Source organism: Serratia sp. S4 (genome assembly GCF_000347995.1).
Lineage (GTDB): Bacteria > Pseudomonadota > Gammaproteobacteria > Enterobacterales > Enterobacteriaceae > Serratia > Serratia quinivorans.
In genome coordinates, this window is record NZ_KB661120.1 from 1502674 (window position 1) to 1515944 (window position 13271).

Annotated in this window: 11 protein-coding genes; 7 read left to right on the forward strand and 4 right to left on the reverse strand. The window is 54.2% G+C overall.

Translation table 11 applies throughout. The features are described 5' to 3' along the window. Positions 1 to 38 precede the first annotated feature (38 nt). Positions 39 to 944 (reverse strand): GntR family transcriptional regulator, encoded by a 906-nt coding sequence (locus SERS4_RS0107815; RefSeq protein WP_017892052.1) that lies wholly within the window; start codon positions 942 to 944, stop codon positions 39 to 41. A 146-nt stretch (positions 945 to 1090) separates the two neighbouring features. Here SERS4_RS0107815 and SERS4_RS0107820 point away from each other — a divergent pair, with 146 nt between their 5' ends. From SERS4_RS0107820 to SERS4_RS0107845, 6 genes are all read left to right on the forward strand, one after another. Beyond that, positions 1091 to 2104 (forward strand): zinc-binding alcohol dehydrogenase family protein, encoded by a 1014-nt coding sequence (locus SERS4_RS0107820; protein WP_017892053.1) that lies wholly within the window; start codon positions 1091 to 1093, stop codon positions 2102 to 2104. A 119-nt stretch (positions 2105 to 2223) separates the two neighbouring features. Then, positions 2224 to 3057 (forward strand): phosphonate ABC transporter ATP-binding protein, encoded by an 834-nt coding sequence (gene phnC / locus SERS4_RS0107825; protein ID WP_012005843.1) that lies wholly within the window; start codon positions 2224 to 2226, stop codon positions 3055 to 3057. A 39-nt stretch (positions 3058 to 3096) separates the two neighbouring features. Continuing rightward, positions 3097 to 4029, forward strand: a complete 933-nt coding sequence (gene phnD / locus SERS4_RS0107830) for a phosphonate ABC transporter substrate-binding protein (RefSeq protein ID WP_012005844.1) — start codon at positions 3097 to 3099, stop codon at positions 4027 to 4029. 76 nt (positions 4030 to 4105) lie between these two features. Next, a complete protein-coding gene (gene phnE / locus SERS4_RS0107835; protein ID WP_012005845.1) occupies positions 4106 to 4969 on the forward strand; it encodes a phosphonate ABC transporter, permease protein PhnE in 864 nt (287 codons plus the stop codon). After that, complete coding sequence (phnE, locus tag SERS4_RS0107840) at positions 4966 to 5865, forward strand: phosphonate ABC transporter, permease protein PhnE (protein WP_012005846.1); 900 nt, start codon at positions 4966 to 4968, stop codon at positions 5863 to 5865. Before phnE (SERS4_RS0107835) ends, phnE (SERS4_RS0107840) begins: the two co-directional genes overlap by 4 nt. A gap of 103 nt (positions 5866 to 5968) precedes the next feature. Further along, the gene (locus tag SERS4_RS0107845; protein ID WP_017892054.1) at positions 5969 to 6430 is read left to right on the forward strand and encodes a DUF1456 family protein; all 462 of its coding nucleotides are present in this window, start codon (positions 5969 to 5971) and stop codon (positions 6428 to 6430) included. A 156-nt stretch (positions 6431 to 6586) separates the two neighbouring features. Here SERS4_RS0107845 and SERS4_RS0107850 read toward each other — a convergent pair whose 3' ends face one another. The 3 genes from SERS4_RS0107850 to SERS4_RS0107865 form a co-directional block, all read right to left on the reverse strand. Next, positions 6587 to 8227 carry a methyl-accepting chemotaxis protein gene (locus SERS4_RS0107850; protein ID WP_026142265.1) on the reverse strand — a complete coding sequence of 547 codons (1641 nt, stop codon included), beginning with the start codon at positions 8225 to 8227 and terminating at the stop codon, positions 6587 to 6589. A gap of 491 nt (positions 8228 to 8718) precedes the next feature. Beyond that, positions 8719 to 10215, reverse strand: a complete 1497-nt coding sequence (locus SERS4_RS0107860) for a SulP family inorganic anion transporter (protein ID WP_017892057.1) — start codon at positions 10213 to 10215, stop codon at positions 8719 to 8721. Further along, positions 10212 to 10823, reverse strand: a complete 612-nt coding sequence (locus SERS4_RS0107865; protein ID WP_017892058.1) for a carbonic anhydrase — start codon at positions 10821 to 10823, stop codon at positions 10212 to 10214. Before SERS4_RS0107865 ends, SERS4_RS0107860 begins: the two co-directional genes overlap by 4 nt. A gap of 617 nt (positions 10824 to 11440) precedes the next feature. Between SERS4_RS0107865 and atzF the strand changes: the two genes are divergently transcribed. Next, on the forward strand, positions 11441 to 13270 hold the full coding sequence (gene atzF, locus SERS4_RS0107870) for an allophanate hydrolase (RefSeq protein WP_017892059.1): 1830 nt from the start codon (positions 11441 to 11443) through the stop codon (positions 13268 to 13270). Position 13271: the final 1 nt, after the last annotated feature.

Genomic DNA, 13271 nt, shown 5'->3' on the forward strand with positions numbered 1-13271 from the left:
GGCAGGGTGTTTTTTATCGATAAAAAACACCCTGTGGCTCAGGCGATGGTCTGATTGAGTGAGCGGATCATCGACTGTTTGGCGGTATCCAAATGGCGGTGCAGCGCGTTGATGGCTTCCTGATCGTTACGGCAAATAAGCGCGCTGAGAATGGTCATGTGTTCTTCAATGGCAATGATATTACGCTGTTTAAGATCGGTCTCATCCCACTGATAATGGAAGTGGAAAATCACCGAAATGATCTCCAGCGACTGATTGAAAAAAGGGTTATTGGCGGCGGAAAGGATCAGCAGGTGGAAGTCGCGATCCAACTGGGAAAACAGGCGATAATTGTCGCTGATGTCTTCCCGTAATTGGCGGTGGCGGCTCAGCAGTTCCCTGGCCTGCAGCCAGCGTGGGTCATGCGCCGGCAGATTGATAAAGTGGGACAGGGCGTGCGTTTCCAGCATCTGGCGCAGCTCGAACAGTTGTTCGGCATAACGCTGGTCAAACTGCTTCATACGCCATTGCCCGCGCTTGCTGCTTTCGATCAGATTGTAACGGCTGAAGTGCAGCAGAAATTCCCGCACCACCACCGGGCTTACATTGACCGCGCGCGCCAGTTGCAGCTCGCTGAAGCTGTCCCCGGCGCGCAGCTGTTTCTGATTAATCATCTGGTAGAACGCTTTTTCGAACCTTTTTCCCTGCTCGTCCAGGGAAGGGCTTTGGCAGTCGAAACCGTCTTCCGGCTGTGGCTGGCGTAAAATCACATAGTCGTCGCCGACCTTTTCCAGCACGCCGCGTTGGAACAAATGCGTCAACGTATGGCGCACCGTGGTGCGGCTGATATTGTACATTTCGGCCAATGCGGCCTGGGAGGGCAGCGGCGAGCACAGGTGGTTATTATTGATACCGTCAATCATCTGGTTAACCACATTGTGGCGCAGGTTCTGGGTTCTGCTCATGCGAGCCTCGGCTGTTTTTTATCTATTTAAAACCAATTTAAAGCGGTTTATTTTGTACTGCTTCACAGATCTCGCTTCCGACTTCATGCCTGGCGGCGCTTTTATTTAATAACTCTTCCCATAAATAAAGGGGAGGTTATAAAAAAATGAAAGTATTAGTTCTCGAGCAACCAACGAAATTAATTTATCAGCAGCGTCCGGCACCTATTCCTGCGCAGGCCGAAGCGGTGATCAAAATGATTACCGTGGGCATTTGCGGCACGGATATTCACGCCTGGTCCGGTCAGCAACCTTTCTTTAGTTATCCGCGGGTCCTGGGCCATGAAATATGCGGCGAAATTGTCAGTCTCGGCAGTCAGACGGCCGGCTGGCAGGTAGGGCAGCGCGTGACGGTGATGCCCTATCTTGCCTGCCATCATTGCGGTGCCTGCCAGAGTGGCAAAACCAACTGCTGCGAGAATATTTCGGTGATTGGCGTACATCAGGACGGCGGCTTTTGCGAGTATCTCAGCGTGCCGGTCAGCAACCTGCTGGCGGTGGACGACGTGGCGCCAGAGGCCGCGGCCCTGATTGAGCCGTTTGCCATCAGCGCTCATGCGGTTCGCCGTGCGGCCATAGCGCCGGACGATCCGCTATTGGTGGTGGGGGCCGGGCCCATCGGCCTGGGCGTGGCGGCGATCGCCAAGGCTGACGGGGCGCAGGTGGTGGTGGTTGATACCAGCGCCGAACGGCGGCGGCATGTCGAGCAGGTGCTGCAACTGCCGACGCTCGACCCGCAGGACGGGCAGTTTGAAGCCCAACTGCGTGGCCAGTTTGGCGGTATGTTGGCGGCGAAAGTGATCGACGCCACCGGCAGCCGACAGGCGATGAACAATGCCGTCAACCTGATCCGTCACGGCGGCAGCATCGTTTTTGTTGGGCTGTTCAAGGGGGATTTGCAATTCTCGGACCCCGAGTTCCATAAAAAAGAAACCACCCTGATGGGCAGTCGCAATGCGACCGAAGAGGATTTCGCCAAGGTCGGCCGTTTGATGGCGGCAGGGGCGATCACCGCCCGGATGATGCTGTCCCACCAGTTCGACTTCGACAGCCTGGCGCAGCATTATGAAGAACAGGTGATCAATAACCAGCAGCTGATTAAAGGCCTTATTCGCTTTTAACCCCGGCGGGAAATGACGGCATTCGTCATTTCCCGGCCATAAAACCATCATCCCGTTGTCACAAAGTTATTCGTTAATAGGTGCCCATAATGATTAGCCACTGAAACCAGAGAAATCATATGGGTCAGGCACAGTTAAAACTAGCAACCACCGACTTTCCAGGGCAACAACCGCTATCCTCCCGCAAGGTGTTATCGGTAAAAGGCTTGGGCAAAGCTTATAAATCACAGCAACGAGTGCTGGACGATATCAATTTCGACCTGCACGTTGGCGAATTCGTGGCGGTGATCGGCCGTTCCGGCGCCGGTAAATCTACTCTGCTGCACACCCTGAACGGCACCATTCCTTCGAGCTGCGGCGAGATGCTGCACTTTGAAGATGACGGTGTGGCACAGGACATCGCACAACTGAGCGCCCGCCAAATGCGCCAGTGGCGTGCCCGTTGCGGCATGATCTTCCAGGACTTCTGCCTGGTACCACGGTTGGACGTGATAACCAACGTGCTGTTGGGTCGTCTGAGCCACACTTCTACCCTGAAATCCTTCTTCAAACTGTTTGATGACGCCGACCGCGCCCGCGCCATCGAACTGTTGCAATGGCTCAATATGCTGCCGCATGCGTTGCAGCGCGCCGAGAACCTGTCCGGTGGTCAGATGCAGCGCGTGGCGATTTGCCGTGCGCTGATGCAAAACCCCAAAATTCTGCTGGCCGATGAGCCGGTGGCATCACTCGATCCGAAAAACACCCGTCGCATTATGGATGCGCTGCAAAAAGTCAGTGAAAACGACATTGCGGTGATGGTGAATCTGCACTCGGTCGAACTGGTGAAAGAATATTGCACCCGGGTGATTGGTATTGCCCAGGGCAAAATTGTGTTTGACGGTCATCCGTCGCAACTGAACGAACGGATACTGCACCAGCTGTATGGCGAGGAAGCCAATCAAATCCATTGAGTATTTCTTCACTTTTACCTTTACACACAAGGCAGCGTAATGAAAAAAGTATTGAGTCTGACCACCCTGATGGCCGGCGCGATGATGGTATTTAACGCTACTGCAGCGGACGCACCCAAAGTATTGAATCTGGGTATTCTCGGTGGGCAAAACGCCACCCAGCAAATTGGTGATAACCAATGCGTTAAACAGTTCCTGGACAAGGAGCTTGGCGTTGACACCAAACTGCGTAACTCCTCCGACTATTCCGGCGTCATTCAGGGCCTGTTGGGCGGCAAGATCGACCTGGTGTTGAGCATGTCGCCGTCGTCGTTTGCCTCGGTGTACATCAAGGATCCGAAAGCGGTGGATATCGTCGGCATCGCGGTTGATGACGTCGACCAATCCCGTGGTTACCACTCGGTGGTGATCGTTAAAGCCGGTAGTCCATATAAAAAGCTGGAAGACCTGAAAGGCAAGGCCGTGGGCTTCGCCGATCCGGATTCTACCTCCGGCTTCCTGATCCCGAACCAGGAATTCAAGAAACTGTTTGGCGGCACGGTAGACAACAAATACAACAATACTTTCTCCAGCGTGACCTTCTCCGGTGGCCATGAGCAGGACGTTCTCGGCGTGTTGAACGGTCAGTTTGAAGGTGCAGTGACCTGGGCGTCGATGATCGGCGACTACAACACCGGTTATACCAGCGGCGCGTTCACCCGCATGATCCGTATGGATCACCCGGACCTGATGAAACAGATCCGCATTATCTGGCAGTCGCCGCTAATCCCGAACGGTCCAATCCTGGTGAGCAACGCGCTGCCGGCAGAGTTTAAAGCCAAAGTCGTCACCGCGATCAAGAAGCTGGATAAGGACGATCACCAGTGCTTTATCAAAGCGATGGGCGGTAAACAGCACATCGGCGAGACCACCCTGGCGGAATACCAGAACATCATCGATATGAAGCGTGAGCTGACCAAAGGCGACCGTTAATCATCGGATTACGTCCTGATCGATCCAAAGGGGTTCAGCGTGCTGAACCCCTTGTTCCATAAGATGGAAATCTATTTTGAATAAAGATTTTGCGCACTATTACCAGCAGGTTCGCAGCAAGCAAAAACGCGAGACGCTGATCTGGTCGCTCGGTCTGGTGGCGCTCTACCTGGGCGCCGGCAATATCGCCGAGTTCAACCTGCACACCGTGTGGCTGTCGATCCCTCATTTCTTTGATTATCTGGCAGAAACCATCCCGACCTTACACTGGCGCTTACTGTTCGCTGACGGGCACACCGAGGGGTCATTGGCCTACTGGGGTTACCGGCTGAACATTCAACTGCCGCTGATCTGGGAAACGCTGCAACTGGCGCTGGCGGCGACCCTTCTTTCGGTGCTGGTGGCGGGCGTTCTGGCGTTTCTGGCGGCCAACAACACCCACAGCCCGGCAACGTTGCGCATGGCGATCCGCACGCTGGTAGCCTTTTTACGCACCATGCCGGAGCTGGCGTGGGCGGTGATGTTCGTGATGGCGTTCGGTATCGGGGCCATTCCGGGCTTTCTGGCATTGGCGCTGCACACCATTGGCAGCCTGACCAAACTGTTTTATGAGTCGATTGAAACCGCCTCCAACAAGCCGGTGCGCGGGCTGACGGCCTGCGGAGCGACACCGTTACAGCGCATGCGTTTTGGCATGTGGCCACAGGTGAAACCGGTGTTTCTTTCGTACAGTTTTATGCGCCTGGAAATCAACTTCCGCCAGTCGACCATTCTGGGGTTGGTGGGGGCGGGCGGTATTGGTCAGGAGCTGATGACCAATATCAAGCTCGATCGCTACGATCAGGTCAGCATGACGTTGCTGCTGATTATCCTGGTAGTTTCGCTGCTGGATTACACCTCAGGTGAATTGCGCAAACGCGTCGTGGAGGGGAAAAAATGATAACGGCACCCACTATTTCGACGGAAAAGCTGCAAACGCTCAAACAGCAGCACCCGGAAATCTTCTCACAGCAACGCCGCTACCTGCGCACCATCGGCATTGTGGCAGCGGCTATCGCACTGTATTACCTGTTCTTCTTCCAGTTCTTTGGCATAGCCTGGCCGCAGTTTATTAACGGCTGTCATCAGCTTGGTCGTTATTTCATGCGTATGTTTGTCTGGCATGATTTCGTTAACTGGCCGTTTATGTACTACTTCCAGCAGATATTTATCACCATCGGCATCGTGTTTGCCGGCACCATTACCGCTTCGTTGATTGCCTTGCCGCTGTCGTTCTTTGCCGCACGCAACGTGATGTCGACGCCGTTGTTGCGACCGATTTCGGTGCTGGTGCGCCGTTTGCTGGATATCCTGCGCGGTATTGACATGGCCATTTGGGGGCTGATTTTCGTTCGTGCCGTTGGCATGGGGCCGTTGGCCGGGGTATTGGCTATTGTCATGCAGGACGTCGGGCTACTCGGCAAACTCTATGCCGAAGGGCATGAAGCGGTGGATAAATCCCCGAGCCGCGGTCTGACGGCGGTCGGTGCCAACGGCCTGCAAAAGCACCGTTACGGTATCTTTACCCAGTCGTTCCCCACTTTTCTGGCGCTCAGCCTGTACCAGATTGAATCCAACACCCGTTCTGCGGCGGTGCTGGGCTTTGTCGGTGCCGGCGGTATCGGCCTGGTGTATGCGGAGAACATGCGGCTGTGGAACTGGGACGTGGTGATGTTTATCACCCTGATCCTGGTGGTGGTAGTGATGATAATGGATAAAGTGTCATCCATCCTGCGCAATAAATACATTATTGGCGAAGACATCCCGCTGTATCAGCAAAAAAGCCAAATCGATTGAGAAACCCCGCTCTGATCCCTATACTGCCGCACATATTCAAGGCGTAGCAGTATAGGGTATTACAATGTGCGCGCCTTCCGGTTTACAAGCTAAAGGCAATTCTATGATCAACAATGACGTGCTGCGCAGCGTGCGCTACATGCTGGGTATCAACGACGCGAAAATGGTTGAGATTATCAAGCTGGATAATTTCGACGTTGCGGTCTCGGCAATGAGCACTTACGTCATCAAGGAAGGCGAGCCGGGGTTCGAAAACTGCCCTGACGAAGTGATGGCGCACTTCCTGAACGGTCTGGTGTTCTTCAAGCGCGGTAAGGACGACAAGTTCCCGGCGCCGGAAGTGGAACTGCCAATCACCAATAATCTGGTGTTGAAAAAGCTGCGTGTAGCCTTCGAGTTGAAAGATACCGACATGCACCAGATCTTCACCGCCGTGGAATTCCGCATTTCCAAGCCGGAACTGAGCGCGCTGTTCCGCAAAGAAGGCACCAAAAACTTCCGTCCTTGTGGCGATCAGATGCTGCGTTATTTCCTCAAAGGGTTAGCGCAGCGCCTGCGTGCATAAGTCACGCCGCTCTTTATGGCACCGGCTTTCCAACGCCAACATTCTGTTGGCGTTGCTCTACCAGCGATGTTAATCCATCAGTGCCGTTAGGCGGAGCAGGTAAACGAAACCTGCACGCTGCCAAAAAATCAAACTCAAATCTTATCCATTAGCGCCTCAAAAACGGCTCCAATTCTCACCGTTATCATTAGCAACCACTTTCGGTGCGGCTATCGCCTGTGGCTGAACGCGGACCCCGGCGGGCGCGTTTGTGGCGAGTTTGAAAAGGGAGACGGTTTGATTCAAGTGATTGGCCTGATCTTCCAGCGCACTGGCGGCCGAAGCCGATTGTTCGACCAGCGCGGCGTTCTGCTGGGTCACCTTATCCATTTCGTTAACTGCCTGCGCAATTTGTGCAATTCCACGGCTCTGCTCTTCAGAAGCACTTGAGATCTCTTGCATGGTTTCCGTTACCTGACCGATGGCGGTAACAATTTCCGTCATGGCTCCGCTCACGTTTTCCACCAGATCGTTGCCCTGATCGACACGCAGCACCGATGTATCAATCAGCGTTTTAATCTCTTTAGCCGCCTGAGCGCTGCGCTGCGCAAGGTTACGCACTTCGCCGGCGACAACGGCAAAGCCGCGGCCTTGTTCACCAGCGCGAGCCGCTTCCACCGCGGCATTCAGTGCCAAAATATTGGTTTGGAAGGCGATGCCGTCGATGACGCTGGTGATATCACCAATTTTGCGTGAGCTATCGGCGATATCGCTCATGGTTATGACCATTTTGCGCGTGATCTCACCACCGTTGATCGCACTTTGCGAAGCGCGTTTCACCAATGAGGTGGCGGCCGCGGCGCTGTCTGCGTTGTTTTTCACCGTAGCAGAAAGTTGCTCCATGCTGGCCGCCGTTTCTTCCAGCGAACTCGCCTGTTCTTCTGTGCGGCTTGAAAGGTCGTTGTTACCTGCTGCAATTTCCTGCACGCCGGTATAAATGTTTTGCGTTCCTGCACGGACGGTGCAGACGGTATTAGCCAGCTCATTACGCATATTGACGAGACCGTTAATCAGTCGACCTATTTCGTTATTTCCACCGGCATTAATTTCAATATCCAAATTCCTGTTCGAAATTTCGGCCTGATAGTCGATAATTTGGTTTATCTTGTTCAGCACATATTTTCTGATCCACACCAGAACCGCACCGGTCAGCAGAATAAAGATGAAAATGAATGCGAGCGATAAAGGTACCATTTGGCGATAGCTGGTCTGTGCCGCAGCGGCTGCTGGAGTAATAATATCGTTGGCAACGTAGGCCGAAGTATCGTCAAGCGCGGACATAAAATACGTTGCTGAGCTATTGTGCATAATTGACTGGAAACGGGTGATATCGCCATCTTCCAGGCTGATAATTAATTGAAGCAGATCGCCGCGCGCTTTTTCATACAGATTTTTGACGTTCTTGGTGCGCTCGTTTTCACTCTGGTCAGACAGCGATAGCCGATAAAATTTTTCCATCAGTTTATCCACCTCTGCGAGGCGCTGACGAAGTTCACCAAGGGACTTTTTGGTATCGTTACTTTGCGGCTGCGTGGTGAGCATCAGTGCGTCTTTAAGCACTTCTTCGCGGAGTTCGGTAACGGAAGCGTAGGCATTATCCATTGCCATGATTTGATGAAAGCCGGAGGATATTTGTGTAAGGCGGTTATTGGTACCGGAGGCATCCAGAATGCTCCACGCGCCGGAGAATATCTGAATAATACAGAACAGGGTTAAAATCCCCATTAATCCGTGGGAGATTTTTAATCGTTCAAACATAGTACAACCTGAAATTTCAATGAGATGCCAGTGCGGCAAATAGCATTTTTTTGCCGCGAGAAGTGCTGTTTGTTTTCGGCAGGCTGCGCTAAAACTTTAGCGATTAATTTTTGTTTGAGGTTGATGCGATATTATCGGTGTTTTTAACTTTACGTTTTTAATTCAAACACAAATATAACATGTTCTGGTTCCTGTGTTACAAAGGTCATTGATAACGTAACAGTGTTCCTTGTGCTAAAGAGAATGTATTTTCCCGTTGCTATTTTATGCCGCCTGTTATCAGAGTGTGATGTTCGGTGAGCGTAAATTTAAGGAAGGTGGGTTATACAGTTACGGAAATATCATCTCAGTTGAAAAACAAATTACTGATTATGTCGCCCAAGCCAAGCCACTTAATCAATGGGATCTGCGTTCCAAACTGTATTTGCCAGTTCAGTCGTATTGCCGATTTCCGGTTATGGCGCCGGGTTTATCCCCGGCGCCGTTTTAGCTTAGATATTGCGTACCAGAATGTTGCTCGGTGGGTGCAGACTGATGTTGATCTGTTTATCCGCCGCCGTTTGGCGGTATTCGTTGAGCATGGCGCGGATATCATCGTCCAGATAATTAATCCCCTCGCAATCGATAATCACCGTGCTGTTGTGCTCAATCTGCCCCAGCAAATGCTTCAACCGCATCTTATTGAGGAAGGTCAGGTTTTGCTGGCACTGCAGCAGGTAATGGTCGTCGTAGCGGGTCAGCCGCAGGGCGTGACGGTTACTTTGATACAGGCTCCACAGCAGCTGCGCGACCAGGCCGATGGCAATACCCGCCAGCATGCCAAACGCCAGAATGCCGCCGAGGGTGGCGGCAAAGGGGACGAACTGTTGCAGTCCCTGACGCCACAGAGTGATAAAAATACGCGGGTGCGCCAGCTTAAAACCGGTGTAGATCAGGATTGCAGCCAGACTGGCTAATGGAATGCTGTTGAGCAGTTCGGCAAACAGCAAGGCGCTGAGCAACAACAGCACGCCATGCAGTAGAATAGATACCCGGCTGCGCGCACCGGCCTGCACGTTGGCAGAGCTACGTACAATGACGGCGGTAATCGGCAGGCCGCCCAGCAGCCCACTAATGCAGTTCCCCACCCCCTGCGCGCGCAATTCTTTATCGGGTGACGGTTCCGGCATCATCGGCGCCATCTTTTTCAACGCTTCCTGGCTCAGCAGGGTTTCCAGACTGGCAACAATCGCCAGAGTTATGGCTACCAGATAGACCGCCGGGTTACGCCATGCCTGCCAGTTGGGCAGCGAAAATTGCCCTTGCAGCGCTTCAACGCTATCGACCGCCGGTAATTCAATTCGTGGCAGCGTGCCGATGGCGGGCCAAATCTTCTGGCCCAGCCAGACAAACAGACAACCCCACAGCACAGCGACCAGCGGGCCAGGCAATGCCGTCAGTCGCAGGCGCTGTTTGAGCGATGACTTCCCCCAAAAAACAATCAGTAGCAGTGCACCCAGCGTAAGCATGACCGCCGCTGGGGCAATATCCCCACGCAGTTGCTCGGTGGAAGTTTTTTCACTCAGACCATGCCCGGACGGATAACCCATTGCCAGCGGCAACTGTTGCAGGATCAGTAAAATGCCGATGGCGGCCAACATGCCGTGGATCACGGCTCCGGGGATCAGTGCTGCCAGTTTGCCGCCGCGCAGCAGGCCGAAAGCCAGTTGCAGTATGCCGGCCAATAGCAGGGCGAATAAGAAGGTGGAAAAGTCGCCCAGCGTCAACATGGCACCGGTGACAATGGTCACCAGTCCGGCGGCCGGGCCGCTGACCGAAAAGGGGGAAGGGCTGAGCAGGGTGACGACTATACCGCCGATCACTCCGGTCAATAGGCCCACGAACGGCGGGACACCGCTGGCTTGCGCAATGCCCAGACTGAGCGGCAGGGCGACCAGAAACACCACCAGCCCGGCGGGCAGGTCAAAACGTAGATCGGCACGATTCATGTCATCCTCCCGGCAGCGTTGCGCTGTTCCAGTACGTTTAAAAATCCGGTATGCATGTCGTAAATGCAGCCGACCAGCGTCAACCCGGCATTGTGTCGCCAGGCGCGTTGTATTAACTGCGTTTTGCTGAGGGTATTGAGCTGGAGCTGTACGTTGGCGTGGGCTGCTTTATTCAGGTCGTCGTCATGGGTATCGGTCTCAGCCGGCAAATGTGGCATCAGTTTGGTACGCAGCGAATTGAGACGGCGTGTGAGTGAGTCCTTACTGGGGGTGTTACGGCTGCTCAGGGCCGCCTGGATCCCACCGCAACCGTAATGCCCGCAAATCACGATGGCCCCGACCTCCAGATGTTCGACCGCGTATTGCACCACGCTCATCAAATTATCATCCTGCTCTTCGACCACGTTGGCGATATTGCGGTGTACAAACAGCTCGCCGGGTTGTGCACGCACAATAGTTTCGGCGGGAACCCGGCTGTCGGAGCAGCCAATCCACAGAATGTGCGGTTTCTGCGCCTGTGCCAACTGCGGGAAGAAATTGGGATCGCGGGATTGTTGCTGAGTTGCCCAACTGCGGTTTTTTACCAGCAGATGATTAATCGATGTCATGAAAGCTCCTTGGGTCAGGGGATTTGGCAGCGAGAAAGTTCGGCGCTGACGTGCAGGCCGTCGCCACTAGCAAAAAACTCCTGTCCAAGGTTAGTCCAATCACTTTGCCAATGATAAGCAGTGTTTGTGTAAAGTTTTCTATATTAAGGTGGTCGGGTTGATGGCAAGGCCTTTTAATTCCATTATGTTATAAATATATAACCGCTATTTATTGGTTTTTAATTCTGTCTCGTTGATTTTTGTTGGTATTTAATTATTGTTTTTGGTCAATAATTTAATTCATTATTCTTTTGTGTTTTTGTGTGAATAATCAGACAATCACATTGTTTAGTAACTAAATAATTTATTATATCCACAGGCTAATGATTTCTGATTAATCGTAAATGGGTATTCCATTATACGCATGGAATTTAGGGTTAATTAATGAGATCCATTTTGGCATATCGCCATAATGCTATTTAGTGCACCTTTTTTGTTCGCCATTTGCCCACGGCTGGTGCAGGTTTTTGCCGTTTTACTATAAGTTTTTCTTATATTTTATTGAAATCAGCCGATTAAAAATTGGCACGCCGGTTGCTCTATGAATCCCATCTTGTGTACCAGATGGAATTTTGCCAATGACTCAGTCCGTTAGCCTACGCGGTTTCACCCTCAGCGAATGGCAGCATCATTATCATACCCACCCGGCCGGCGAGCGCATGGCCTGCGTGCGTGCCACGCTGGTTGCCTTGCTGGCCAATTTGCCAGCGGATGACAATGCCTGGCTGTACCTTGCCAGCGCTCAACAACTGGAGGGGCAGTACCAACAACTGGCCCAACGGCTTGAAGCCGTCGCCGGGGACATCAGCCGCCTGCCGCTGTTTGGTGTGCCTTTTGCGGTTAAAGACAATATCGATGTCGGCGGCTGGCCGACTACCGCCGCCTGCCCGGAGTTTGCCTATCAGGCGACGGCAGATGCAGCCGTCGTCGCCAATCTGCGCGCCGCCGGTGCGCTGGTGATCGGTAAAACCAATCTCGATCAGTTCGCTACTGGCCTGGTCGGCACCCGTTCGCCGCACGGCGCAGTGGTGAACAGTTTCGACAGTCGCTATGTCAGCGGCGGCTCCAGCTCCGGCTCGGCCTCGGTGGTGGCGCGTGGTCTGACGCCGTTCTCATTGGGAACCGATACCGCCGGTTCAGGGCGCGTCCCGGCCGGATTCAACAATATTGTCGGCCTGAAACCGACCAAGGGCTGGCTGTCGAACCGTGGCGTGGTACCCGCCTGTCGGCTCAATGACACGGTGTCGGTATTCGCCCTGACGGTGGCAGACGCTGCGCTGGTGGCCGAACTGGCCGGCGGCTATGACGCTGCCGATGCCTATTCCCGCATCAATCCCCATACCGCCCCGGCGAGTCTTCCCGCGGCCCCCCGCTTTGCAGTACCGGCGCAGCTCGAATTTTTCGGCGATACCCAGGCCGAGCAGGCATTTCAACGGGCGCTGGAGCAGTTGCAAGGCTGCGGCGTAACGCTGGAAACCCTCGATTTTACCCCGTTCCGCGTTCTGGCGGATCAGCTCTATTACGGCCCCTGGGTGGCGGAACGCACCGTGGCGGTCGAGAAGATATTGAGTACCAACCCACAGGCAATTAATCCGGTGGTGCGCGGCATCGTCAATAACGGCCTGAAGTACAGCGCCTGTGACGCCTACAAAGCGGAATATCTGCGTGCCGAGCTGGCGCGGCAGATTGAACAACGGCTGGCTCCCTTCGACGCACTGGTGGTGCCGACCTCACCGACCATTCGCACACTGGCGGAAATGGAGCAGGAGCCGGTGTTGTTCAACTCGCAGTTTGGCACCTACACCAATTTCACCAACCTGGCCGATCTGAGCGCGCTGGCACTGCCTGCGCCGATGCGCGACGACGGCCTGCCTGCCGGTATCACGCTGGTTGCTCCGGCCTGGCACGATCGGGCGCTGGCGGCCTTCGGTCTGCGCTGGCAACAGGCTCAGGCTCTGCCGTTGGGCGCGACCGGCCGCGCGCTACCGCCGCTGAATTCTCTGACGCCGTCGGCTCAGCACGTGCAGGTAGCGGTAGTCGGCGCTCACCTCAGCGGGATGCCGCTGAATTTCCAGCTCACTCAGCGTGCCGCGATTTTGCTGGAGCAAACCACCACCGCGCCGTGCTACCGGCTGTACGCGCTGGCCAATACCCAGCCGCCAAAACCAGGGCTGGCCAAAACCGAGCAGGGGGCCGCGATCCGCGTGGAACTGTGGGAGATCCCGCTGGCGCGTTTTGGCGAATTGGTGGCGGAGATCCCGGCGCCGCTGGGTATCGGCACGCTGTTACTGGCGGATGGTCGCCGGGTGAAAGGCTTTATCTGCGAACCCTGGGCGCTGCAGGGTGCCACGGATATCACTGAATTTGGCGGCTGGCGCAATTATGTCGCCAGCCTGAAGGGGGCTTGAT